General features: G+C 56.9%; 18 protein-coding genes and 2 pseudogenes. 5 read left to right on the forward strand and 15 right to left on the reverse strand.

From position 1 onward, the window contains the following. Positions 1-501: 501 nt before the first annotated feature. On the forward strand, positions 502-2250 hold the full coding sequence (gene thiC / locus FE781_RS16505) for a phosphomethylpyrimidine synthase ThiC (protein WP_138790716.1): 1749 nt from the start codon (positions 502-504) through the stop codon (positions 2248-2250). A 193-nt stretch (positions 2251-2443) separates the two neighbouring features. Then, positions 2444-3100, forward strand: coding sequence for a helix-turn-helix domain-containing protein (locus tag FE781_RS16510; protein WP_138790717.1), 657 nt, complete (start codon positions 2444-2446; stop codon positions 3098-3100). A gap of 466 nt (positions 3101-3566) precedes the next feature. On the opposite strand, the pseudogene FE781_RS16515 reads toward FE781_RS16510, so the two are convergent. Continuing rightward, positions 3567-3881 (reverse strand): annotated as a pseudogene (locus FE781_RS16515) (carbohydrate ABC transporter permease); the annotation flags it as partial. Between the two features lie 267 nt (positions 3882-4148). Here FE781_RS16515 and FE781_RS16520 point away from each other — a divergent pair. Further along, positions 4149-5072, forward strand: a complete 924-nt coding sequence (locus tag FE781_RS16520) for a coiled-coil domain-containing protein (RefSeq protein ID WP_138790718.1) — start codon at positions 4149-4151, stop codon at positions 5070-5072. A gap of 267 nt (positions 5073-5339) precedes the next feature. Here the strand turns inward: FE781_RS16520 and FE781_RS16525 are convergent. Beyond that, positions 5340-6577, reverse strand: a pseudogene (locus FE781_RS16525) (IS256 family transposase). Positions 6578-6721: 144 nt separating this feature from the next. On the opposite strand from FE781_RS16525, the gene FE781_RS16530 reads away from it, so the two are divergent. Continuing rightward, positions 6722-6976, forward strand: a complete 255-nt coding sequence (locus FE781_RS16530) for a hypothetical protein (RefSeq protein WP_170209575.1) — start codon at positions 6722-6724, stop codon at positions 6974-6976. Positions 6977-7145: 169 nt separating this feature from the next. Then, positions 7146-7280: a hypothetical protein gene (locus FE781_RS18040; RefSeq protein WP_281281919.1), complete on the forward strand. Its 135-nt coding sequence runs from the start codon at positions 7146-7148 to the stop codon at positions 7278-7280. A 42-nt stretch (positions 7281-7322) separates the two neighbouring features. Here FE781_RS18040 and FE781_RS16535 read toward each other — a convergent pair whose 3' ends face one another. From FE781_RS16535 to FE781_RS16595, 13 genes are all read right to left on the reverse strand, one after another. Further along, positions 7323-7610 (reverse strand): hypothetical protein, encoded by a 288-nt coding sequence (locus tag FE781_RS16535; protein WP_170209576.1) that lies wholly within the window; start codon positions 7608-7610, stop codon positions 7323-7325. A gap of 112 nt (positions 7611-7722) precedes the next feature. Beyond that, on the reverse strand, positions 7723-8607 hold the full coding sequence (locus FE781_RS16540) for a glycoside hydrolase family 43 protein (RefSeq protein ID WP_138790722.1): 885 nt from the start codon (positions 8605-8607) through the stop codon (positions 7723-7725). Between the two features lie 112 nt (positions 8608-8719). After that, a complete protein-coding gene (locus FE781_RS16545; protein WP_246068224.1) occupies positions 8720-10357 on the reverse strand; it encodes an MGH1-like glycoside hydrolase domain-containing protein in 1638 nt (545 codons plus the stop codon). A gap of 146 nt (positions 10358-10503) precedes the next feature. After that, complete coding sequence (locus FE781_RS16550; protein ID WP_138790724.1) at positions 10504-11811, reverse strand: ABC transporter substrate-binding protein; 1308 nt, start codon at positions 11809-11811, stop codon at positions 10504-10506. Between the two features lie 40 nt (positions 11812-11851). Beyond that, positions 11852-12691 (reverse strand): carbohydrate ABC transporter permease, encoded by an 840-nt coding sequence (locus FE781_RS16555; protein WP_138790725.1) that lies wholly within the window; start codon positions 12689-12691, stop codon positions 11852-11854. Between the two features lie 8 nt (positions 12692-12699). After that, entirely contained in the window at positions 12700-13611 is a 912-nt protein-coding gene (locus FE781_RS16560; RefSeq protein WP_379253390.1) for a carbohydrate ABC transporter permease, read from the reverse strand. Between the two features lie 114 nt (positions 13612-13725). Beyond that, positions 13726-15303 carry a response regulator transcription factor gene (locus FE781_RS16565; RefSeq protein WP_138790727.1) on the reverse strand — a complete coding sequence of 526 codons (1578 nt, stop codon included), beginning with the start codon at positions 15301-15303 and terminating at the stop codon, positions 13726-13728. Beyond that, positions 15278-17101, reverse strand: a complete 1824-nt coding sequence (locus FE781_RS16570) for a cache domain-containing sensor histidine kinase (RefSeq protein WP_138790728.1) — start codon at positions 17099-17101, stop codon at positions 15278-15280. Before FE781_RS16570 ends, FE781_RS16565 begins: the two co-directional genes overlap by 26 nt. Before the next feature lie 224 nt (positions 17102-17325). Next, positions 17326-18210 carry a carbohydrate ABC transporter permease gene (locus FE781_RS16575; RefSeq protein WP_138790729.1) on the reverse strand — a complete coding sequence of 295 codons (885 nt, stop codon included), beginning with the start codon at positions 18208-18210 and terminating at the stop codon, positions 17326-17328. 14 nt (positions 18211-18224) lie between these two features. Next, positions 18225-19106 carry a carbohydrate ABC transporter permease gene (locus FE781_RS16580; RefSeq protein ID WP_138790730.1) on the reverse strand — a complete coding sequence of 294 codons (882 nt, stop codon included), beginning with the start codon at positions 19104-19106 and terminating at the stop codon, positions 18225-18227. A gap of 84 nt (positions 19107-19190) precedes the next feature. Next, positions 19191-20513, reverse strand: coding sequence for an extracellular solute-binding protein (locus FE781_RS16585; RefSeq protein WP_138790731.1), 1323 nt, complete (start codon positions 20511-20513; stop codon positions 19191-19193). Positions 20514-20615: 102 nt separating this feature from the next. Next, entirely contained in the window at positions 20616-21413 is a 798-nt protein-coding gene (locus tag FE781_RS16590) for a response regulator transcription factor (RefSeq protein WP_138790732.1), read from the reverse strand. Then, complete coding sequence (locus FE781_RS16595) at positions 21379-23178, reverse strand: cache domain-containing sensor histidine kinase (protein ID WP_138790733.1); 1800 nt, start codon at positions 23176-23178, stop codon at positions 21379-21381. The genes FE781_RS16590 and FE781_RS16595 overlap by 35 nt, the downstream gene beginning before the upstream one ends. Between the last annotated feature and the right edge of the window lie 343 nt (positions 23179-23521).

Raw genomic sequence — 23521 nt, forward strand, 5'->3', positions numbered from 1 at the left:
ACAAATTTAGGTAAATGTATCTTTTGTTTGGAGAATGATCAAGGCAAAGCGCTTACAGGGGCAAGGGTTCTTTATGTAGTTCGTTTTGTTCCCTTAATGAATTGCCCACAATGACTTGACACTGACTTTTGCCAAAGCTTGCTTGACACGCCGCCCGTTCCCTGTTACCCTGAACCTGACAATTCCATCTCCATCGGGAGCTCGGTGAAGCCGGGCTGAGAGGACAGCCGTATGTTGTCGACCGTTGACCTGATCTGGGTAATGCCAGCGGAGGTAAGTGAGCCATCGGAAGAGATACGTGCAATCTCGGGAGGCTGCTGTTTTCGCGCAGTCTTTTTTTGTTGCCGCGACAGATTCGGCGGCGTCAGGGCGAATTTTCCGGTTCGGAACGCTCTGGCGGCGCTTGGCGCGCGGTCCGGGATTCCGTCATGTGCCTCCGTGCGCGACCTGTCCGCATGGAGGTGGATTCGTCCAATTCTCGACGAATGGAGGAATTCCGTCATGACGCCAGACCGCACGAAACAGTCTGTCGCCCACCCGCACGAAGCGCAACCCGCGCCTTTCCCCGCCAGCCGCAAGGTGTATGTAACCGGCAGCCGGCCCGATCTCCGCGTGCCCTTCCGCGAGATTTCCCTCTCGCCGACGCGCCGCGCCGACGGCTCCGAGCAGCCGAATCCGCCGGTTCGCGTCTACGACACCAGCGGCCCGTACACCGACGACGTGCCGCACCGGAACCTCTCTGAAGGGCTGAGGCCGAACCGGCTCTCCTGGATTCTGGAACGCGGCGATACGGAAGTCTCCGATGCGAGCTGTTCCGTCCCGGCGGACGAAGCTCACGCTTTTCCCGCGAAACGCACCCGCTACCGGGCGAAACCCGGCCGCAACGTGACGCAGATGCACTATGCCCGGCGGGGAATCATCACGCCGGAGATGGAGTATGCGGCGATCCGCGAGAACGTCTCTCCCGAATTCGTGCGCGACGAGATCGCCCGCGGCCGCGCCATCCTGCCGGCGAACATCAACCATCCGGAGAGCGAACCGATGGTTATCGGCCGCAACTTCCTTGTGAAGATCAACGCCAACATCGGCAACTCCGCCGTCGTCTCCTCGATCGAAGCCGAAGTCGAGAAGATGCGGTGGGCAATCCGCTGGGGCGCGGACACGATCATGGATTTGTCCACGGGCAAGCATATTCACGCCACGCGCGAATGGATTTTGCGCAACTCGCCCGTGCCCGTCGGCACTGTACCGCTCTACCAGGCGCTGGAAAAAGTCGGCGGCCGCCCCGAGGAGCTGACGTGGGAGCTGTACCGCGACACGCTGATCGAGCAGGCGGAACAGGGCGTTGATTACTTCACGATTCACGCCGGCGTGAGGCTGGCTTATATTCCGCTGACGGTCAACCGGACGACCGGCATCGTATCCCGCGGCGGCTCGATTATGGCGGCCTGGTGCCTGGCGCATCATCGCGAGAACTTTTTGTATACGCATTTTGAAGAAATTTGCGAAATCATGAAAGCTTACGACGTCTGTTTCTCGCTGGGCGACGGCCTGCGTCCCGGCTCGATCGCCGACGCCAACGACGAAGCGCAGTTCGCGGAGCTGGAGACGCTTGGCGAACTGACGGAAATCGCCTGGCGCCACGATGTGCAGGTGATGATCGAAGGGCCGGGGCATGTGCCGATGCACCTCATCAAGGAGAACGTCGATCGCCAGATGCAGGTGTGCAAAGAGGCGCCGTTTTATACGCTCGGCCCGCTGACGACCGATATCGCGCCGGGGTACGATCATATTACGTCCGCCATCGGCGCGGCGATGATCGGCGCTTACGGCACAGCGATGCTCTGTTACGTGACGCCGAAGGAGCACCTCGGCCTGCCCGACCGGGAAGATGTGCGGGCCGGCGTCATCGCGTACAAGATCGCGGCGCACGCGGCCGATCTCGCCAAGGGCCATCCCGGGGCGGCGGATCGCGACAACGCGCTCTCCAAAGCGCGGTTCGAATTCCGCTGGAACGACCAGTTCAATCTGTCGCTCGATCCGGAGCGAGCCCGCGAGTACCACGACGAGACCCTCCCGGCGGAAGCGGCCAAAACGGCGCATTTCTGCTCGATGTGCGGGCCGAAGTTTTGCAGCATGCGCATCTCGCACGAGCTGCGCGATCAGGCGGCGGCATCGGAGCAAGCGGCGTTGGGCATGGCCGCCAAAGCCGCGGAGTTCCGCGAGAGCGGGGGCAAGCTGTATAGCTGATGCCGGGCGGATTCGCCGCGCGTTGCGCTAGGCCCTCTATTGTTGCGGCGGCGCGTGGCTCCGCGAACCGCTTAATCGAATCTTTTTCGTGACAAATTCGCTTTTGCGCCATAAAATCAAATCAGGTGAAGCACACCGCTCGTCCCGTTCGGGGCGGGCGGTTTTTTATTCCTGTCGGAGGGGGTTCAGAAGGATGTTGACCCTGTATGAAGAATGGCTGGCTCGCCACCTGGAGATGCGGTCGGGAGAGCGCCGCCGCCGGCTGATGGAGGGGCATTCCCATGCCGAGCGGATGTTTGCCCAGCAAGTATGGTGGCCGGTGCTGCGTTCCTTTGATGACCTTCATCCGGAATATGAGGTGAAGGACTACAAGGACGGTTCGCGATATTTGGATTTTGCGTTTTTGCGGCCTCCGTACGACGTAGCGATCGAAATTGACGGTTACGGGCCCCACGCCCGGGACATGAGCCGACGGCAGTTCAGCGACCAGCTTTCCCGCCAGAACCAGCTCATTTTGGACGATTGGAAAGTGTTGCGGTTTTCTTACGACGACATTGCGGAACGGCCGCGGCAATGCCAGCAAGTGATCCAGCAGATGCTGGGCAAATGGTACGGTGTCGGTTCCTCCGCCCTGCCGCTCCGCGAGCGGGAAGTCATTCGACGGGCCCGCCGGTTGAATCGGCCGTTTGCGGTGGCGGAAGTATGCCAGTGGCTGGGGGTGGAACAGCAGACGGCGCGCAAAATACTCAAAGAACTGTTGGCGAACGGCTATGTGTCGGCCGATCCAGAGCTCAAACGCATCCGCAGATATCGGTTGGGAGGCGCCGCCGAGTCGCTGTACCGGGATTAGTGATACAAAATATCGCTAACGAGCTCATCAGGAGAAAAACACAGAGACTTAGTGATACAAAATATCATTAAGAATGATGTTTTACTCCTCAAAGGCTTAAATTTCGAGGTTTAACGTTATTTCGTATCATAAAACGCAGGGCCTGCCGCAAAAAACGGGGACGTAGCGATAAAACATATTGTTAAATTCGGTCTGGATGTTTGCTGAAACCGCCAGGCGAGCTGGTCTGGCCAGAACGCGCTAGCCGGAGGACAGCAGGGCCCGTTTTGCCGGGGCGGCCGGAGCTTGAGGGGGCACGCATATCTCCGGGCCCGTTTTGCGGGGCGGCCGGGGCTTGAGGGGCACGCCTATCTCCCGGACCGGTTTTGCCGGGGCGGCGGCTACCAGAGCATGCCGTGTATGCCGAACGTGCGTCCGGGCCGGCCCAGCCCCGCTGCTCCCGAGCCCGCTCACGGCTCGCCCTCGCCAGCATCCGGATGCCTTTGTTCAGCGCCATCGCCACCATCAGCGCAAAAAACAGGCGGAGCGGAACGGCCAGCAGCACATACTGGAACGTCAGGGCGATCGAGCGCCGGAACAGCTCGTCCTCGGCAAAGATTTGCGCGTAATTGTCCAGGCCCAGCCATTGCGGCGCGTTCAGCAGATTGTACTTGGTCAGCGACAAGTAGAAGGAACCGATCATGGGCCCCAGCGTCAGACCAAAGAAGCCGACCAGCCAAGGGAGCAGAAACAAATACGCGGTGCGATCTTGCCGCCACAGAGCGGATCTTCGTGAAGCCAAGCGGCGAACCTCCCTTCCGCGAAACAAAATAAGCTTGACTGCAACTTCCCGCTGCACGTCAAGCATACGATGTTTGCCCGGACGAAAGAATCTTATTTTTTCGGCAGTTGATTTTTGTTAAATTAATTTCTATCATAATAAGGTGTGTATATAAATAATTTTTATAGGAAAATGTCGACAATAATGGAGGAAAAAACAAAAATGTGTTTAACTATTATAATATGATAATCCCGGTACGGGAAATATAAAATAACAGGAGGAATTATTATGAAAAAGGTATTGTTGTTGTGTGCCGCCGTGTTCCTGCTGCTAGGTCAGACAGTATTCGCTCAGCAGGAGAACCAGAAAGCAGAATTTGATAGCATTAAGGCGAAAAAAGAGCTAGTTGCGAAACACGCTGACAAGAAGAAAAATCTTAGCGAAGAAGAAATGAACCAACGAACGAGAGAAGTCGAACGTAAGCTAAATGAACTTGCCGCTGGAGTAGCAGCAGGAAAACTTGGTGAAGAAGAAGCGAAGGTCCAACTTGAAGCAATGGATGTTTATATGTTGGAAGTACCGAACCAAAAAAAAGAAAGTGGCGTAACGATTCTCTCTTCCGGTTCTGATATTTATTTGAATTCCGTTTGGATCACGTATGATTCGATTACTTCAAGGTGGACAGTAACAGGGGGAGGTTACTGGAATAATACCAACTGGTTTAACGACGGCCCCAGTTTTTGGTGGGGGTATGTGGGTGAAACCAAAAATGTTGGCGGAGTAGATGCAGTCGGAATAACTTATTACAACACAAGCGGTACCTATAATACTGCTGTTATTAGTTCACTGGGATATGTTACTGATCATAATGGTTGGAGCGACTATTTGTACAATCCCTCTCACGGCAACGGAAGATACGGTGTTGCATTTGATTTCCAAGATAAAATGAGAGTACAGAAAGTTGGTGGTTTGGGGCCTTCTCCAGATGATTTCACTTATTACGGATCAGGTTTTTCCGCTACAATCACTTATGACTCCAATTTTACAAATTATAATGGTTATGCCAGAACCATGTATGCGCATACTTGGGATACAACTACAATTAACAGTATCGGATTCTCTGGCGGTGGCGGCCAGTATGGCGTGGATATCAGCTGGTCGAGTTCTTCGAACAGGTTCGTAGTCTTTAATGGTTCTGATACTGTTTTCTAAAAAAATGGATGCAGGAGAGGGCGGTTGGCACCGCCCTCTCACACCACTTAGTCTGCGGAACCTAGGTGGTCTCACTTTCAGCCCTCATGCTTCCAAACAGAAGTCGGGAGGGCATTATTACTGCTTCAATATACATTCCTCGCTTTACGGTTTTAAATGACCATTTACCAATGGGGTAGTATGGTCGCATCTCAGGAATTAAATGTATATATTATAAATATCATGCCATTATAAGTGGATCAAGTCCAAATTTATGTGTAAATTCCCTCAGTTAGATTGTGTTACATAATTCGTGTCACTTTGGCAGTTGTTTTCGGCCTGTTCTCACGCCATTCGTGATACTCGGCCATATCGAGATATTCCTTACCGGCAGCCCATTTCTCATCCTGTTCCATGAGCAAAGCGCCAATCAACCGGATGACGGACTCCCGGTTCGGGAAGATGCGAATTACTCGTTCCCGGCGGCGGATTTCTTCGTTCAAGCGTTCCACGCTGTTCGTGGTGCGAAGGCGTTTACGGTACTTTTCAGGCAAGCTCAGTACCGCAGTAGCATCATCAAAACCTGCTTCCAAAATCCGCAGCGCCTTAGACGCTTTCTCACCGTATGCGGCAATTGTTTGATTAAGCAGCATACGAGCAGTTTGTGGACCTGGTGCTTCCAGAATAGCTCTCACATGCGCATGAATCTCTTCTTTCAGGTCTTTGGGTGAAGCATCCAAGATATTGCGCATAAAGTGAGTCTGGCAGCGTTGCCAGGTCACACCTTGCAGCTGTTTACGGATGGAACGTACCAGGCCGCCGTGGTCATCGGAGACAATGAGGTCTACACCCCGAAGGCCGCGTGTTTTCAGCCAGCTAAAGAATTCCGTCCAGCTTTCTTCAGACTCGGTATCGCCCAGCATGAGGCCTAATGCTTCGCGATGTCCGTCGGTATTGATGCCAATCCCGAGCATGACGCCGCGGGATCGCACACGGCCTTCCTCCCGGACTTTCAAGTAGAGTGCATCAACCAGCACAAAAGGAAATGGGCTGTCCGACAACGAACGGTTGTTCCAAGCTGTCACAATGGGATCCAGCCGTTTGCATAGATCGGAAACGGTCGATTTCGAGAACTCTGTACCGCACAGCTCCTCGGTGACCTCAGAGACTTTTCGTGTGGAGACACCGTTAACGACCATTTCCATCATGGTGAGGATTAAGGCTTGTTCGCTGCGCTGGTAACGGGCAAACAGTTCCGTCGTAAACTTGCCGCCACGGATGCGCGGTACACTCAACGTGATGGTGCCGATGCGCGTATGTAGTTGATGGGGATAGGTGCTATTGCGATAACCTCGCCGATGTTCAGTACGTTCATAACGCTGCGCATCCAAGTGTTCGGTCACCTGCGCTTGTAAGATTTGGTTCAGTACCGATTCCAGCAACTTTGCGACACCGGCATCTTGCGCATTTCCCAAGAAAAGTTGATGCAAAAGCTGAGAATCTAAGTTAATCTGGTATTGAGCCATATCAAATTCTCCTCCTGTTGAATGTTGCATCGACACCATCATTCTAACTGAGGGATTTGAATATGGCTCCCTTTGTTCTTGGAAGTCTACCATTTTACACAATTATATGGACTCAACTTATAAGTGTAAGGGGGATTTATTTCATTGATGTATGGATTTTTAGTGCCCATAATAGTCCTGATAAGTATTTTGGTTTGTTGGTTTCTATTTAGAATTTTTAAAGATATTCAAGGAATTAAACTTCTGCTGCTGGGAATTGAATTAACGGTTTTCGGCCTTTTTATGCTTGCTTTGTGGAAACTGGCAATGGATGAATCGGATTTCCTCCTAAATCTGGCGATTATTTTCAGTGTGTTTGGAACAGTTCTATCTATTCTTTCGGCCTTCAAGAAAAATTGATCTGCAGCCGAAAAATGCATAAGGGAATCATCAGGAAAGACGATGTTGATATACAGGACAGTCTAAAGCGGGATGTCTGCAACCAGATAGTGGTAAAGGGCATCCCTTTTTTAGATAATATTAGAATATCGACATTTGATGGATGGAGTAATAACAAGAGATGTAAGTTGTGTCTTGGGACGGCGGTTACAACCTGCTCGTGCTCAACTTGATTCTGCTCATCCGCATCAACAGCAGATTGCCCGGCAAAGCCCCCGTCCGGGAAGCGGTCGAACGGTACTACAAGGAAAAGACACAAAGATAACCCTTCGCCTCCGTTCAGGGGGCGGGGGGCGGCGCGTTCGGTTTAATACCAGCCCGTTACGGCAGTACCATCTTTATATATCCGCGTCACTTCCGGATCGGCGTTGACGGGTGTGTCGGAGAAGCGATACCAGATGCGTCCCTTGCCCGTTTCGACGATGGCCGCTTCTTTCGGCTCCTGATCCCTGTAGCGGATCATCAGTTTGTCGATGGCGTCGTCATGGATCACGTCGTAGGTCAGATGCACCCAATCCTCGTCCGACTTGATTTTGCGCGGGTGAAGATTGCTGCCCGTCATGGTCACGGCAACGCGCTCATCGCAGCCTCGCACTCGCTCACGCTACCGCCTCACTCGCGCCCCCGCCTCGCCCCTCCTTCGCTCACGTCCAGCCTCACTCGCTACCCGCTCGCCTCGTCCCGCTCCCGCCCCGCCTCGCGCTCGCTTACGCAAGCCTCAGCTTGCCGCCGCGATCGGTGACGGGGATAAAGATCGGGCGCTCGTGTGGCGTCCGGTTCGGCGTATGAATCGTCAGCATCAGCCGTCCGTCGAATGCACGGAAGAGCATCCCGTGCCCGCCGTCCTGCTCGAACAGGGGGGCCTCGTCATGGACCCACGGCCCCGTCACGCTGCCGCTGGCCGACCTCGCCACTCCCAAGGCGTAGCGGTTCCGGACGAAGCTCGCCCACAGCATCAGCAGCGTGCCGTCCTCCGTCCGGTGCAGGAAGGCGCCGTCCGTCACATACACGTCCCCGGCATCGGACGACTTGGAATCCAAGCGGGTGGTCCAGGGCGCCTCCGAAGCGCGGAACAGAAGCTGCGGCTCGCCGATCGCTTCCTTCAGATCCTCCGTCAGCCTGACCGCGCAGATCTCGCCGTCGAACACCTGCGTCCATTCGTGGCAGAACACCATCCACGGCTGTCCGGCTTCGTCCACATGGAGAGTGCCGTCCAGACAGGACCAATCGGCCGGCGTGACGGGGCCGTCGCTGTAGAGGCGGAAGGGGCCCGTCAGACGGTCCGAGACCAGCACCGCCGTTCCCAGCAGCCGATTGTCCCGACGCCTGAAGGTGGCGAACATATAGTAACGTCCCCGGTACTCGTACACCTCGGGGGCCCAGTAGTTTTCATCCGAGAAGAAGCCGGGCTCCGGGCGAAACACCGGATACGGCCCCTCCCAATGCTCCAGATCGGTTCCGACGTACACGTCGAAGCCCGTTCCCTTGCCCCAAATATTCGCGTCGGTGCTTCCGAACAAATAATAGCGGCCTTCCTCCGCCACGGGAACCACATAAGGGTCCCGGATCTGCACGTCCCGATTCGTTTTCATCCATTCGGCACCCGCCTTTGTCCATTCTTGTTTGCTGCCTTGCCCCGCTCCCGGCTCGTTGCTTCCGCGGCCGGTGCGCGGTCTCCCGCGGCCGGACCACCCGCCTTCCCGCCTACCGGTACGCGGGATACACGACGCCGATATCCTGCACGCGGGTCAAACGGCCGTCCTCGTATTCGAGCAGCTCGTTCCCGTTTGCCGTCACCGGAATATCCATGCCCGCATACTGAATAGAACCGCTGACCGGCGCGGCGCTCATCCCGATCACGCCCCGCAGGTCCCCTTCCCGGTCCGTCACCACCCGCAAGCCGTAAGGGAACCGCATATGAAGCCGCCGGTTCCGGTAGATCGCCGAGCCGTCCCGGGAATTGATCAGCTCGAACTCGACTCCGTCCACCGTCCGGCTGTACGCCGTCTCCTCGGCCACCTCTTCGCCGTGATCCATCGCGCTAGGGACAAGCCCCGTAAACCAGAGACCGCCCTCCGGCGTAGGCAAGATGCCGCACAGCCGTTCGACGAAGTCCAATACGCACAAGATCGCGGGAGAATACCCTTCGGTGTACCCTTCCTCGCCCGTCCACGGACTTAACGTCTGCGCGAACCGATCCATGCGCGATATCGCCGACATCAGCGGCTGCAGCACCCACGTCAGCTCCACATGCCGATGATGAAACTCGAACGCGTGCGGCGCGCGGATGAGGCTCAGGAAGTTGGCCGGTCCGGCCCAACTGTTGTAGCTCGAAAACGGATCGAACCGCGGATCGTCCATCGCGATCGAGGTAAACGGATATTTCGCGAAAAACTTTCGCGTATTCAGCAAATACCGTTTCAGCGCCTCCGCAAAAAAGTTCGCATCCCCGACCTCGCAGGCCAATACGCGCAGCAGCGTGTCCGATTGGACCCGGACCCATTCGCCGTGCCGATCCCGGTCGTAGAAGAATCGGTCGGCCTCGTCATAACAATGCGTCCACAGGCTGCGGAGCGTCTCCTCCGCCTTCTCCCTCCATCCCGCATCCGGCTCCCCCAGCTCCTCCGCGATCCGGGCCAGATACAGTCGCTGGCAGTACACGTTCGCCGTCAGGTCCGGCGCGAGAAACGGAAGCACGGGAGAATGCGGATCGAACCGCTTCGGATCGTTCAGATAAGGCGTGTCCGGAACATGCCAGAAGCGAGGCGACAGATCGTGCCCCGTATCGAAGGCGCAGAACGCCTCCACGCAGCCGGTATTCCGGGTATTGCGCCATTCCGCCAGCCAGCGGTCGTAGCGCCGCATGGCCGCGTACATCTTCCGGAGAAACTCCTGCGGCTTCCCGTTCAGCGAATAGTGGTTCCACACGCTTCGGGCCAGCGGCGTAACCAGCTGGATTTGCCGGAAAGCCGGGCCGCCCCCGGTGATCTTGTACGGCAGCAATCCGTCCTCCCGCTGCAGATCGGCGAAGCCGGCGAAGGTGGATTCCGCCACGGAAGGGATAAACCTCGACAACAGCTCCGCGCTGATCGTGCCGGTGCTCTCCAGCCAGCACCCCCGGTATGCGCCGCCTTCGTACAGGATCGGACCTCTGTCCAGCGCGGGCACGATACAGTCGAACAGCTTGCGCCATGCCGAATAATAGACGCGTTCCAGCCGCTCCGACGAAGCGGCGAATTTCACTCCCGAACGCATCCAATCCTGCAGCGCCTTCGCGCCGGGCCCGCTGCCCGGCTCTCCCGCCCGAAGCTCCGTCCTGATCCCGCGCAACCTCTCCGCCATCGCTTCCACACTCACGTCGGATTCCCCCCAGACAGCCGGGCGCGCCGCGCGGCAGACCCGCATCCGTCGCTCAGAAGCGGACTGCCGGCAGCAGTCCGCCCTGTCCGCTCTTGCTCTGCTCCGCGCGCCGCGCCCGCGCTATGCGTTTATTTGTTGTTGTTAAATATTTTGACGGCACCGGTATAAAAATCCTCCGCGCCTTTCTTGACATCCTTCCTGCCGAACGATATTTCCTGCACGGTCGTCTCCAGCAGCTTGGAGTATTCGGTGAAGCCGGGCGGATTGTAGCTGATTTTGACCACTTGCTTTTTGTTCGCTTCCGATACGCGGTTGAGGTAGTCGTAGATGATTTGCTCCACCGGGCTCGCATCCTTCTTCAACAGATCGCGCATGGCCGCCGTAACCGGCACGCCGCGGTCATTGCCGAGAATTTTCGCCGCGTCGGGATCGTTGATCCAGAAGTTGATCAGCTGCGCCACTTCTTTGGGATGCTTGGTTTTTGCGTAACCGGACAACCCCTGGCTCGATTCGAAGGCGACGCCCGAACCGTTGGCGCCTCTGGGCACCTGAACAAGCGTCAGGTGATCCTTCGTCAGATTCTGATGCGCGACCAACTGATTGGAAGGAATCAGTCCCATGGCCACGCGGCCGGTGACGATCAGCGACTTGCTTGTGTCGCCCGGAGGATTGGAGACCTGAAGCTCCGGCGTAACGACGCCGCCCGCCTTGCGCATGTTGTCCCAATAGGCGAACCAGTTCTCCGCGTCCTTCTGTTCGAAACCGATTACATTCTTGTCCATGTCGTAGACCGTTTTGCCGATCTGCCCCATATAGATGCCCATGCCGTCCACCGTGTAGTCGTAGGTGCCGAACACGTCCTTGCCGAGCTTGTCGGATATTTCCTTGGCGATTCGGGCATAGTCGTCCCAAGTCCAGTCGTCCTGCGGAATCTCCATGCCGGCTTTCTTGAACAAATCCGTGTTGACGACGATGGCCCGGGCGTTCGCCCCCGCCGAGACGTGATAGAGCTTCTCCTTGAACGTGCCGTACGCGATCATCGATTTGTCCATGTCGTCCAGGTTCAGCTCTTTGCCGACATAGGGGTTCAGATCGAGCAGCACGCCCTTGCTCACGTAATCCACCACGTTGCCGCCCAGGAAGAAGACGTCCGGCGCCGTTCCGGAGGCGATCTGGGTGTTGAGCTTGTCGAAATAACCGGAGCTTGGCGCGAATTCGCCGACTACCTTGATATGCGGATATTTCTCTTCGAACTTGCGGAGCGCTTCGTTGGTCTTGTCCGCCCGCTTCTGATCCCCCCACCACATGATGCGGAGCTCGACTTGCTCGTTCCCCGCTCCCGCCGACGCGGAAGGCGAATCCGTCGACGTGCCGCCGCAGGCGGTCACCGTAAGCGCAACAACCGACACCGTTGCGATCAGACCCGTTTTTTTCACAGCCTTCGTCCCCCTAAAAACATGGTATATAGCTCATGGTTCACTTGAGCCCCGTGGTTGCGATGCCTTCCAGAATCAACCGCTGGAAAGCGAAGAAAATGATCATCACGGGCGCCAGCGACAGGACGGACATCGCCAGCAGCGCCCCCCAATCCGACTCGCCGGACGGATCGAACAACGAACGAATGCCCAACTGCACGGTAAACAAATCGATCTTGTTGAGATAAATCATCTGGCTGAAGAAATCGTCCCATGTCCAGATAAAGGTGAAGATCGAGGTCGTAATCAGCGCCGGCAGCAGCAGCGGCACGATCAAGCGCCAGTAGATCTGGGCTTGGCCGCAGCCGTCGATCGTCGCGCTTTCGTCCAGCTCCTTGGGAATTCCCCGTATGAACTGAACCATCAGCAGGATGAAGAACGAATCGTGGGCCAGCCACTTCGGGACGATCAAGGGCAAGTAGGTGTTGATCCACTCGAACTTGTTGTACATCACGTATTGCGGCACAAGCGTCACGTGATACGGCAGCATGATCGTCACCAGCATAAGCCCGAACCAGATCTTCTTCAGCCGGAATTCCAGCCGGGCGAAGGCGAAGGCCGCCAGCGAGCACGTTACGACGTTGCCCAGCACCGACATCAGCGAGATAAAGGCGGAATTGGCGAAAAACCGGCCGAAGGAGACGCCTTGCAGCCCTTTCCACCCGTTGCGGTAATGCTCGAACGTCCACTCCTTGGGCCACAGGCTCGTATCGGAGAAAATCAGCGTATTCGGTTTAAAGGAACTGCTGATGAGCCAGAGCACGGGATACAGCATAAGCAGGCCGAGGGCGATAATCGCCGTATGTTTGACCGCCCGGCCGACGGTCTTTCCAAGCGGCATAACCCGCCTCACCTCCCTTCTTTGCCGTCGCCGTAGAATACCCAGTACTTGGACGTGACGAACATGACGGCCGTAAATACTCCGATAATCGCAAGCAAAATCCACGCCAACGCGGAAGCGTAACCCATATCGAAGAAGGAGAAGCCTTTCAGATACAGGTACAGCGTGTAGAACATCGTGGAGTCGATCGGTCCGCCCCGGCCGTCGCCGATGACGTAACCCGGCGTAAACACCTGGAAGGAACCGATCATGCTCATCACCAGATTAAAGAAAATAACCGGCGACAGCAGAGGCAGCGTAATCCGGAAAAATTGCCGGAACTTCCCGGCGCCGTCCACCTCGGAAGCTTCATACAGTTCGGCGGGAATCTGCTTCAGCCCGGCCAGAAAGATCACCATCGCCGATCCGAACTGCCAGACGGCCAGCGTAATGATCGTATACAGCACGTAGTCGGGATGCGCGATCCACGACGGCCCCTCGACGCCGAACAGCTTCAGGAACAGGTTGACCAGACCGTCTCCGTCGAACATTTTCCTCCAGACGATCGCGATCGCCACGCTCCCTCCGAGCAGCGAAGGGATGTAGTAGACCGTACGGTAAATCCCCAGCATCCGGATGCCTTTGTTCAGCGCCATGGCCACCATCAGCGCGAAAAACAGGCGGAGCGGAACGGCCAGCAGCACATACTGGAACGTCAGGGCGATCGAGCGCCGGAACAGCTCGTCCTCGGCAAAGATTTGCGCGTAATTGTCCAGGCCCAGCCATTGCGGCGCGTTCAGCAGATTGTACTTGGTCAGCGACAAGTAGAAGGAACCGATCATGGGCCCCAGCGTCAGACCAAAGAAGCCGACCAGCCAAGGGAGCAGAAACAAATACGCGGTGCGATCTTGCCGCCACAGAGCGGATCTTCGTGAAGCCAAGCGGCGAACCTCCCTTCCGCGAAACAAAATAAGCTTGACTGCAACTTCCCGCTGCAAGTCAAGCATACGACGTTTGCCCGCACGAAAGAATCTTATTTTTTCGGCAGTTGATTTTTAATTTTTTCGTTTTTTCTGCGCGTTTTGCCGGTAATCCGACGGCGACAGGCCGAACTGCTTCTTGAATTTGGAACTGAAATAGCTGGCGCTGGCAAAACCCGTCAATTCCGCGATATCCCACAGCGGCAGCGACGTGTCCTCCAGCAGCCGCACGGCCTGGGCCATCCGCACCCCGGTCAAATATTGAATAAAGGTCAGGCCCATCCTGGACTTGAACCATTCGGAGAAATAGGACGGATGGTAGCTGAACCGTTCGGCCAGAACCGTCAGATTCAGGTCGTACATGTAGTGGCTGTCGATGTACCGCTTCACCCGTTGAAAATCGGCATCCTCCTTGTTCTGCATGCGGACGATCCGCTCTCCCATACGCACGAAAAACCGCTCCGCCTTGTCGACCGTATGCAGGCCGAGCGCCATCTCCGGCCGCATCCACAGCTCGTCCTTGCTGTCCAGCGCCGTTCCCGATTCATGGGCCGCCGCTTCGATCTCCAGATACAACTGGAAGATCGCCTTGACGTAAAACGCCTGCGAGCGTTCGAACGCGCGCGTCAATTCCTTGCGGACCGTTGCCTGGAACGCGTCCATGTCTCCCCGGAGCAGATGCTTGCGGAGCAGGCGGCGCGATTCGGCCGACAAGGCGGACGCGCCGTCCGCCTCCTCCTTCATCGGATATGGCCCGTTCGCATCCGTGAGATTCCAGGACAGCAAGGCCGACATATACCCTTCCCGCCACTCGGAGAACCCCTTCGCCGGCTGCCCCACGGCGACGGCCGGTTCCTCGGACAAATGCTGCGCGACACAACTGCGGAGCTGTCCGGCAAATTCGCGGCAAACCTCCTCCGCACCGGGCACGATCAAAAAGATCAGCCCCGGATAGCTGCGGTCCTGGAAATAAAGCGGCGCTTGCGGCGACTGATCGGCAAATTCCTTGCAGATCAACTCGAACGGAAGCCGCAGCTTCTCCGGCGTGCGTTCTCCGCGGATCTCTCCCGTCCGGCGCTCCCGCAAACCGGCGACGACAAACCGGACTTCCCGCCCGTCCCACGCCTCCAGTTCGAAAAGCCTGGCCCGGTCCCGGAAGTCCTGCATATGCCGCCACTCCTCTTTGACGATGTGGACGACGAAATGCCCCTTCATCTCCTTGTAATACTGGGACAGCCTCCATTCCAGGCTTTTCCGCTGATCCGTAAGCTGCCGCTCGCGATCCAATTCTTGCTTGACCTTCAGCAGCGCCGCCTCCAGCTCGTCCCTGGACACGGGCTTCAGCAGATAGTCCCGGGCCTGGGTGCGCACGGCCGCCCGCGCGTACCGGAAATCTTCATAACCCGTCAGGACGATGGTCCGAAGGCCGGGATACCGCTCGCGGCACGACTCCAGAAATGAGATGCCGTCCATCATCGGCATGTTCATATCGGTAATGACGATGTCGATGTCCGTTTCGGACAGCAACCGGTGCGCTTCGGCGCCGTTGGCGGCTTCGTCCGCCACCTCCAATCCGAGCCGTTCCCAGTCCACCTTCATGCGGAGCCCCGTCCGGATCTCCGGTTCGTCATCCACGATCAGCACTCGATACATCGCTTGCTCCCTCTCCTATCGGAAGAATGAGTTCTATGGTTGTCCCCGGGCCGGAATCGGCCGAACGGATCGCATACTCGAACCCCTGGCCGTAATACAATCTGCAGCGCGCCAGCACGTTGCGCAATCCGATCGTTCCGCTTCCCCTGTTCAACACGTCATGAAGCCGGGAATGAGCCGTCTCCGCGTACAGCCGCTCCGCCAATCCGGGCGGCATGCCCGGCCCGTTGTCGGCCACCAGCAGCCGGACCCGCTCCGGCTCCACCGAGATCCGGATGTCCACTTCCGCCACCGCTTGCTCCGCAAAGCTGTATTTGACCGCATTTTCGACCAGCGGCTGCAGGATGAACTTGACGATCTCCCGGTTCCCCGGCTCGCCGTCAACCCGCAGGGAGAGCCGCAGCCGGTCGCCGAACCGGATCTCCAGTATGGTCAGATAATAACGCAGATAGTCGATCTCCTGCCGCAAGGAAACCAGATCTTCGGCCGCGTTCAGCGAGAAGCGCAGCATTTTGCCCAGAGCCTCAATAATTTTCAGGCTTTCCGCCGTCTTCCGCTGCACGGACAGGCTGCTTAACAGCTCCAGCGTGTTGAACAGGAAGTGGGGGTTGATCTGCATCAGCAGCGCCTTGTATTCGGCCTGCTGCCGCAGCAGCTTCAGCTCGAACTCCGTCTGGATGTGCTGCTTCAGCTGCCGCACCATGTTCCGGAACGAAGACGTGACGAAGCCGACCTCGTTGCGGACGCTCCGCTCGGGAGGAATGCGGTTCTCCGCGAGATCGAACTCCCCCTTCTGCACGCTGCGCATGGCCGAGGCGAGCCTGGACAGAGGTTTCGTAATGCCGTAGGACAGCCAGGTGGCGACGACGATCGCCGCGATCAGCAGGAAGGAAGAGAACAGGACAATCGTCGTGCGCAGCCTGTACAAATTGGCGTATAAATCCGCCTCCGTCACGAATCCGACCAGCATCCAGCCGTTTTGCTTAAGCTTTTTGTACACCAGAATATCGGTGGAACCCGCCGGATTGCGCAGATAGACGACGCCCTGCCTTGTGTTGCCGTTGCGGATCTCCTCCACTTTGCGCGCCGCTTCCTCATGCGGAGCGTATTGCTCCTGCGACAGCATCGGGTGGCCCTCGTGATCCAGCAGGAAGATCGTCCCTCTCTCGCCCAGGTGGATGCGATTCAGGGGCTCCAGGAAAAATTCCGCGCTGACGTTGACCTTCATCACCGTCTTGGCCGCGGACGGTTCGAACGATCCGATCGGCAGCAGCAGGCTTATAAACGGATACGGCCGGGATCGGTTAAGCTCGACCTCATCCGTATGGGACGAGACCCAATGATTGCTTTTTTCGACGAAATCCCGGTACCACTTCGTGTCCAGATGCGACCGGTTCGTCATGATCTGGTTGTTGTCGCTGACCACGAGCCCGTCCCGGCGGTACAGAGACACCGACGATACGCCGGAGTAGCTGTTGGCGGCATGGGTCAAAAATTTGCTCAAGCTGATATTGGCCAGCATCTTCTCCCCTTCCCCCGCGGCCGGGTCCGAAAGCGTATGGTCCCAGTTGCTCGTGACCTCGCTGTTAAACACGAGGGAAGACAAATCGTACATCTGCAGCGCGGCCATATGGACAAAGGACCCGTATTCGTCCATCTTCTCCAGAGCGGAAGTCTCGATGTACGAGCGGATGATCAAACGGGACTCCTGAAAAATCAAATAGGACATCGTGCCGAACGACAGGACGAGCAACAGAACAAAAAAAGCGATCAGCCGGTTTTTCAGCGAATAAAACATGCCGCGATCCCCCGAACAAATGCCTGTGATGTCTATCGAGCCCCGAATTGGCGCCCCGCCGCAAATATAAAGCGCTTCATTTGCGGATGAGCCTAGTTTACCTGATGGATGGAGCGTTTGCACCGATTTTATCTAGCAAAAAACCTGCGCACCCCGTCATTTCACGGCGTACACAGGTTTTCTTTTGGACACCGGCCGATTGCGCGAAGCCGACGCGCCTTTCCTTACCCTTTCACCGAGCCGGCCGCGATGCCTTCGACAATCCGGTTGCTCAGCAGAATAAAAGCGAGCAGGATCGGCAGGATGCTGATCATCAGCGTCGCGCCGATGGCGCCCCAGTCTGTCGTATATTGGCCGACGAAGTTTTGCACGCCGACCGTTAACGTCTTGTATTTGTCCGAGCTGATAAACGTATTGACGAAGATAAACTCGTTCCAGTTATAAATCATATTGATGATGACGGCCGTCGTCACGACCGAGGAGGTCATCGGCAGCGTAATGCTCGCAAACAGCCTGTACACGGAGCAGCCGTCCATGACGGCCGCTTCCTCCACCTCGCGCGGCAGCGAGTAATAAAAGCCCAGCATAATCATGATCGTAATCGGCAAGTTGAAGGCGATATACGACAAGATTAAGGACAACGGATGATTGATCAACTGCAGCTTCGTAAACAGGCTGAACAGAGGGATCAGCGTCGAGTGGACGGGAATCATCAGCCCCACCATAAACAAACCGAGCGTAAACGACCGCAGCTTCCACCTCATCCGCGTGACGGCAAATGTCACGAGGCTTGCCAAGGCCACCGTTACCGCGACGGCTACGGCCGTAATCCAGACGCTGTTCATAAAATACCGGCTGATCTGCCCCTGCGTCCATACTTTCTCGTAATTTTCCCAGCGCAGCTTCTCCGGCAGCGCGAACGGAGCCAACTGGAACACTTCCTGACTGTTTTTCAGAGAGAACAACAACAGCCATAGCAGGGGAAGCACTTGAAGGACGGCAACGGCGGTTAACACCGCGTACAGCAGTCCGTAACCCATCCGCTCGGGAAGCTTGTTCCGCCGAACGCCCGGCTTCGCCCGTTGTGTCAATATCGTTTCGCCGTTCATCGGAATCTCCTCCCTCACGAATATTGGACGTTGTCCTTGGCGGCCGTCGCTTTGCGGATCAGCCAGGTCATGATCAGGCATATCAGCAGCAGGCAAAAGCCGACGGCGCTCGCATAACCGAAGTCATACTCTCTGAACGCCTTGCGGTACATGTACGAAGCCATCACCTCGCTGGCCCCGTTCGGGCCGCCGCCCGTCATCACGTAGATCAGGTCGAAATATTTCAGGGAGCCGACAATCGCAAGCACGACCGTTACCTTGATCACTTCGGCGATCAGCGGAATCCGGATCGAAACCGCAACGCGCCACGGACCGGCGCCGTCGATGCGCGCGGCTTCGATCAGGTCGGCCGGCACGTTTTTGAGCGCGGCGTAATAGATCAAAATGTAAAACCCGGCGTATTGCCACAAGATCGGTATAAAAATCGCATACAGCACGATGGACGGATTCGACAGCCATTCGGGCGTATCCTGGACGCCCAGCCGCGCCAGCGCGTCATTGAGGATGCCGTTGGTCGGGTGGAAAATTTTCAGCCACAGTTGGGCGATCGCCACCGAAGACAGCAGCATCGGAATCAGATAAATTTTGCGGAACACGTTCGCCCCGCGTATACGCGCGGACAGCACAAGCGCAACGAGCAGATAGACGAGCAAGCTGACCGTCGAGAAGACGGCCAGCAGGAAGGAGTGCTTCACGCTGTTCCAGAACAGCCCGTCCCGAAGCAGCTCCTTGTAATTGGCCAAGCCGATAAACGCCATCCCGCCGACGCCGTCCCAGTCCATCAAGCCGTAATAACCGGTCAGGACGATCGGCATATAGATGAGGACGACAAGCAACAGAAGCGACGGCCATACGAATAACGCAATGACGGTCTTGTTGGACATGACTTTGTCCATGGATGTCACTTCTCCTTCCCGAGCCAAATGGAAAAGGACATATCGCGCCGAGGGATATGTCCTTTTCCGTATCCGCATGGAGTTTTATTTGCCGGTTTCCTTCGCCAGCGATTCCTCATGCTTCTTGACAAAATCCTCCGGAGTGACCGCCTTGCCGTACAGCGCCTGAATCATGTTCAGATGCACCTCGGCGGAAGCGGGATTCATCTGAACGTCGGCGAACAGCGTAATATTGCTGGCTTTGTTCAGTTCGTTCAGCAGATCGATATACAACTGGGGCAGCTTCACCTTGGCCGTATCCACCTTCGTAGCCGGGATGACGCCGGCTTCGGAGATGGCGTGCTCGCCCCACTTCTGAACGAAGAAGCTGACGAATTTCTTGGCTTCTTCCTTCACCTTCGAATTGTTCGAGACGAACAAGCCGACGCCCGGTCCGCCGACCCAGCTCTCGACGTTGCCTTTGCCGCCGTCGACCGTCGGGAATTTGAAGAACCCGATCTGATCCCGGAACGACTGCGGAACATCCTTGTTGGTCGTGTAGTTCGGCAGTTCCCATGTCCCCATCATGTACATCGCGGCTTTGCTGTTCATGAATTCGGCTTTGCCTTCGTCGTTGGACAAGCCGTTGAATCCTTTGTTGAACGCGTTCATGTCGACGAGCTGCGTAATCTCCTGCGCGGCGCGGATCAGATTCGGATCTTCGAAAGAACCGGTGCGGTCGATCGCTTTTTTCAGCGTTTCCGGTCCGCCGAGCCGATCCGCCAGATACATGTACCACAGCGAGCCGGTCCAGCGGTCTTTATTGCCGAGGGCGATCGGAGTAACGCCGTTCGAGGCGAGCGTCTGGACGATCTTTTTAAACTCGTCGTACGTCTTCGGCGGCTGCAGGTTGTATTGGGCGAAAATCGCTTTGTTGTAATACACGGGCACGATGTTCAGCTCGACCGGAAGCGCGTACGTTTTGCCGCCGAAAGCGTAAGCCTCGGTTGTGCCTTTGACGAACTTGTCCTTCAATTCGCCCTGAAGCAGATCGTCAAGCGGGGCGAACATCTCGCCTTTCACATAAGGCTCCATGTAGCCCGCCGCCCAGGTCATGCCGACGTCGGGCAGCTTGTCTGATGTCGACAGCACCTTCATTTTATTTTTGTACTGCTCGTTCTCCAGCACTTCCTGTTCGATCGTGACATTCGTATTTGCCGCCTGGTATTCGTTGATGATGTCGTTTACGATTTTGTTCTGCGTAGCCGAGCTGCCGGCCGGCCACAGGTGCATCAATTTGATCGTCACCTTTTGTCCGGAGGCGCCGCCCTTGTCGCCGCCATCGCCCGAATCTCCGCAGCCCGCCAGGACCGCGCCGAAGCCGAGCGAAGCGGCCATCGTCACTGTAAGCGCTTTTCTCGAAACCATCTTGAATTCCCCCTGCTTCCATAATGATGGACTTCAGCATTATCATAGCGCTTACATCGGTATGGAAATAGGTTACTTCAATTGGGGAAAATTCCACAATTTTTAGATGGCGTCCGGCTCCCCCGTCATCTCCTTGCGGTATTGACTCGGACTTTTCCCTTCGTAGTCTTTGAACAGCTTGATAAAATACTTGGGCGTCTGATAGCCGACCTGCTCCGAGATCTCGGATATGGGCAGCCGCGTCCGGATCAGCAGTTCCTTCGCTTTCCTCAGCCGAATCCGCGTGACGTATTCGCTGAAGGTGAGCCCGGTCTGCTCCTTGAACAGTACGCTGAAATAGCTGGGGTTCAGATGCACGCGGCCCGCTACCTCCCGCATGCCGAGCGGGGACTGCAGGTTCTCCTCCACGTAACGCACGGCCGATTGGATCGGCGGGCTGTAGCGCAGTTCGTCCGCCTTCGTGTTCAGAAGCTGCGGATCGGCTATCTTCTCCAGCGTCTCCAGCCGCTCCCGGTCTTCTTCGATCCGCATGGCCTGCTCGACGGCCTCGATCAGCTTGCGCTTGGAGACGGGTTTCAGCAAATAATTGACGACGCCCAGTTGTATGGCGGTTTGGGCGTATTCGAAGTCGGGATAGCTGGAGATCACGATAACGACGGGATTCATCCCTTTGCCGCGCAGCTTCTCCACGACATGCAGACCGCTAAACTCCGGCATCCGGATGTCGGTGACGATCAGGTGGACGGGCTGGCTGTCCAGAATCTCCAACGCTTGCGCCCCGTTCTCCGCGCTCAGGACCCGCACCCTGCCGAGCGACCAAGCTTCCAGCGTCTTGCTGATGCCCGCTCGCGTCATCGGCTCGTCGTCAACGACCAGAATGGTTTTCCCCGAGTGGATCATCCGGCGATTCCTCCTCTCCTTTCGGCATAATCGGCAGGTCGTAGCCGACCGTCGTTCCGCGCCCCGGCACGCTGTCGACAGTAAGCCCCGCGAAGCCGCGGGACGGGTAATAAAGCTGCAGGCGGCGCTGCACGTTCAGGAGCCCCATCCCGCTGCCTCTGCCGGCAGGCATGCGGCTTCCGGAGAGCGCCTCCTTCACGGCTCGAAGCAACTCCTCCCCCATGCCCGGCCCGTTGTCGGCCACCTCGATCCGCAAGGCGCGGGCCGCCGCCGGGGACGGCCTCGCGCGCACGACGACCAGTCCTTGTCCGCTCTTGCTCTCCAACCCGTGCAGGATGGCGTTCTCCACGAGAGGCTGAATCAGCAGTTTGGGCATCCGGACCTCGCGGAGCTCCGCCTCCGCCTCGATTCTCCACGCCAGGCGGGACCCGAACCGGACGCTCATGATGCGCAGATACCGTTCGATGTGATCCAGTTCCTTGCCTACCGTTACCCATTCGTTCCGGTCGGGGCCGCCGATTACGTAGCGAAACAGCTCGGACATGGCGATGACGAGTTCCGCGAGATCTTCCTGTCCTTTCTCTTGCAGCGACCAATACAGCGCCTCCAGCGTATTGTACAAAAAATGCGGATTGATCTGCGCTTGCAGCGCGTGCAGCTCGGCCCGGCTCCGCAGCGTTTCCTTCTCGTACACCAGCTTGATGAGACGGTTCAACTCCTCGATCATCTGGTTGTAGGTCGTGTTCAGGTAATGAATCTCGGCCGTAACCGAGACGTCCGGATTCGGCGTCAGCACGCCCAGCCGCGTGCTGCGCATCGCTTTGGTCAGCTTTTTGAGCGGCTGCGTAATCATCGTCGACAGCAAGAGCGACAGAACGAGAAACAGCAAGAAGCCGATCGCGCCGGACGTCATCACGGCGAGCCGCAGCACGGAGATGCCGTCGGTGATGTCCCGCATGGAATACAGAATCATCAGCGTCCAGCCGGTTGGCTCGGAAGGCTGCTTCACCAGGATGTACCGCCGCCCGTCGAGCGTCACCGTCTGCGCGTCCGCGTTCATCAGTTCCCTCATATCAACGGGAAGCTGCCCGCCCGCGACGATCGGTCTGGCCGCGCCGTCGGCAAGCAGCATCATTTCCGGGCGTCCGCCGTTCGAAAATTCTCCCTGAAACTGAAAGTAGCTCCGGTGCATGCGAATCAGCATATAGCCGCCGTTCGAAAACCAGCGGTCGACCAGATTGATTCGCCGGAGCGCCAGCACGGTATCGGGATTTTCGGAGTCTACGCCGATCCAGACGATTCTCCCTTTCTTGTCGTTCGCCTGGCTGATCCATTCGCTGCCCACCCGGTCGGACAAGCTTCGATCGTCGAGCGGGTACAACTGCCTGTGGTCGCGGGTGTACACCTCGACGCTGCTGACTCCGCTCGAATACGCCTGAATTTTGTTCGCGATTTGCGAGAGCGACTGGCGCTGGCTGAAGCTCGCTTCTTCCCCGTTCACGATCGACAGCATCAATTGCTGGACATACGGTTCGTTGACGGCCTGCGTCGTCAGTGTCTCGATCTGGTCGATGAGCGCGTCCAGCCTGCCGTTCGCCTGAACGGCGGTTTGCTTGATCTGTTTCTCGGCTTTTGTTTTGAGCAGCTTCGAAACGGAATTGTAGGTGATAATGCCCGCGCAAAACAAAACGATCATCATCACGGACAGAAACCCTGCCAGCATCTGATTGCGCAGGGTGTTCCAGCGGGTCAGCCACTGCCGCATGCAACTCCCTCCACGGTGCCGTATCGCGATCCTATTCTTATAGAATACCGCTATCTGAATGCGCTTTCAATTAAAAAATTAAAGATGGATCCCGGGAAAGTTAAGGGAAGCCGCCGGGCCGGGCCGACGCGGGCGCGACAGTACGGCAAGGTTAACGATATTTTTTATCGCTATCACCCGAATTTCCTTATGGCGGGCTGAGTTTAACGATACAAATGCAGCTAGAATAAAAAGTGGACACCAGCTTAGGAGAAGCTTGATAATAAGCTTATCTAGGAGGTGTTCACATGGGTGAACAACGGCAGCATTACAACGAAGAGTTTAAACAACGCACGGTGAAGTA

Source organism: Paenibacillus thermoaerophilus (assembly GCF_005938195.1).
GTDB classification, from domain to species: Bacteria; Bacillota; Bacilli; order Paenibacillales; family Reconciliibacillaceae; genus Paenibacillus_W; species Paenibacillus_W thermoaerophilus.